This window comes from Streptomyces sp. KLMMK, assembly GCF_036961605.1.
Lineage (GTDB): Bacteria > Actinomycetota > Actinomycetes > Streptomycetales > Streptomycetaceae > Streptomyces > Streptomyces telluris.
On the sequence record NZ_JBAMDC010000618.1, the window covers coordinates 1 to 2,497 of the forward strand.

The window sequence follows — 2,497 nt, forward strand, 5'->3', positions numbered from 1 at the left end:
GCCGAGGTAGGCGCCGAGGAGCAGCCGCAGCCCGGTGTGCGAGGCGACGTAGCGCTCGCGGTGCAGGTCGCGCACGAACGCCGCGGCGCGCGCCCGCTCCCCCGCGTCGAGGATGCGCTCCGGGTCCTGCCCGGGGGCGGGCAGGGGCCGGTCGGTCCGCAGGAGCCACACGTGCGGCGGGCCGGGCGTCCACACCCCCGGAAGGGGGTCCTCGCCGAGGACCCGGGGCGCGGTGCCCGGCCCGTCGCTCACGCGCATCAGCTCTCCCCCAGGTGGCGGGTCACCGCCTCGGCGACCTCCGCGGCCGGCCCCGGCTGCGTCATGTGCGCGTGCGGGCAGGCGATGTCGCGGTTGATCACCCTACCCGTGACGTAGGGCCGCCACGCCTCCCGTGTCACGGATCCCGCGGCCCCGTCCGTACCCGTGACGCCGTCCTCACCCGTGGCCGTGAAGAACAGCACGTCGCCGTCGAAGACGCGGTGCGGGTGCCGCCCGGCGAGGGCCGTCGTGCCGAGCGCGACGTCCACCACCGCCTGCAGGGTGCGCGGGGTCAGCGCGGCGAAGGGGCCGCCGTCGGCGCGCAGGGCGGCGAGGACGCCGTCCCGGGTGAGCGGGGCGCCGTCGCCGTGCGCGCAGCCCGCCATGTCCAGCAGGGCGCCGAGGACGGCCTGTTCCTCGAACGCGGCGGCCGCGGGGTAGGCGTCGAGCATCGCGAGCAGCTCGACCTTCTCCCCGGCCTCCTGCAGCCGTACGGCGACGGCGTGCGCGAGGACGCCGCCCGCCGACCAGCCCAGCAGCCGGTAGGGGCCCTGGGGCTGGATTTCCCGGATGCGCTCCGCGTGGTCCGCGGCCGTCTCCTCCAGCGTCGCGGGCAGCGGCTCACCGGGCGTCAGGCCCCGGGCCCGGAGGGCGTGGAGGGGCTGGTCGGGGCCGAGGCCGGGAAGCAGCGACGCGTAGCACCAGCCGAGGCCGGCCGCCGGGGGCAGGGCGAACAGCGGCGTACGGCTGCCCGTGGCGCGCAGCGGCAGTACGGGCTCCAGCGGCGCACCGTCCAGGTCGGCCGTGCCGTCCGTGCCGCCCAGTCTGCGGGCGAGGGCGGCCGGGGTCGGGGCCCGGAAGAGGGTGCCCATGGCGAACGGGCCGTCCTCCCCGGCGACGTCGCCCATGACGCCGACGTCCTCGCCGAAGACGTCCCGGACGCGGGCGACGAGCCGGACCGCGAGCAGCGACGTGCCGCCGAGGGCGAAGAAGCTGTCGTCGACGCCGACGTGGGGCAGCCCGAGGACCTCCGCGAACAGGCGCGTCAGGGTCTCCTCGCGGGGCCCGGCCGGGGCCCGCGACCCGGCGTCGGCCTGCGGGCCGGGCGCGGGGAGCGCCGCGCGGTCCAGCTTGCCGTTGGGGCCCGTGGGGAAGGCGTCCAGGACCACGACGGCGCTCGGCACCATGCCCTCGGGCAGCTGCGCGGCCAGCGACTCGCGCAGGGCGTCCGGGGCGGGCCGCGGGAAGGTGCCGGTCTCGGCGGCGGCATCCGCCGAGACCGGAGTCACGTAGGCGACCAGGCGGCGGTCGCCGGGCCGGTCCTCGCGGACGACGGCGCAGGCCGCCTGCACGCGGGGGTCGGCCAGCAGGACGGCCTCGACGCCGTCGGGTTCGATGCGGCGTCCGTGCAGCTTGACCTGGCGGTCGGTGCGGCCGAGGTACTCGGCCTCGCCGTCCTCCCGCCAGCGGGCGAGGTCGCCCGTGCGGTACATGCGTGCGCCGGGCCCCGCGAAGGGGTCGTCCACGAACCGTTCGGCCGTCAGATCTGGCCGGCCGAGGTAGCCGGTGGCGAGCTGGGCGCCCGCCAGGTGGAGCTCGCCGGGGACGCCGGGCGGGCAGGGCTGCAGGGCCGCGTCGAGGATGTAGAGGCGGGTGTTCCAGGCGGGCCGCCCGATGGGGACGGGTCCGGTCGCGCCCGGCCGGCAGGTGTGGTGCGTGACGTCGACGGCCGCCTCGGTCGGGCCGTAGAGGTTGTGCAGGGCGGCGCCGGGCAGCAGCCGGTGGAAGTCCTCGGCCGTGGCGCGCGGCAGGACCTCGCCGCTGCTGAAGACGTGCCGCAGGCCGGTGCATGCGGCCGCGCCGGGACCGGCGAGGAAGAGCTGGAGCACCGAGGGCACGAAGTGGGTGACGGTGACGCCCTGTTCGCGGATGGTGCGGGCGAGTTCCGCGGGGTCGCGGTGGGCGCCGGGTCCGGCCAGGACGAGGGTGGCGCCCTCGCGCAGCGGCCAGAACAGCTCCCACACCGAGACGTCGAAGCCCACGGGGGTCTTGTGCAGGACGCGGTCGCCGGGGGCGAGCGGGTACTGCGCCTGCATCCAGCGCAGCCGGTTGTCGGCGGCCGAGTGCGGGACGACGACGCCCTTGGGTGCTCCGGTGGTGCCGGAGGTGTGCAGGACGTACGCGGGGTGCTGCGGGGTCAGGGCCCGGCCGGGGTCGGTGGGCAGGTGCGCGGCCAGCG

Annotated in this window: 1 protein-coding gene and 1 pseudogene; both read right to left on the bottom strand. The window is 77.6% G+C overall.

Annotated elements, in window-relative coordinates:
• Window positions 1–258, bottom strand: a pseudogene (locus tag V7793_RS36350) (4-phosphopantetheinyl transferase); the annotation flags it as partial.
• A partial coding sequence (locus V7793_RS36355) for an amino acid adenylation domain-containing protein (RefSeq protein ID WP_336013947.1) occupies window positions 258–2,497 on the bottom strand: 2,240 nt, incomplete at its 5' end. The gene V7793_RS36355 and the pseudogene V7793_RS36350, both read right to left, overlap by 1 nt.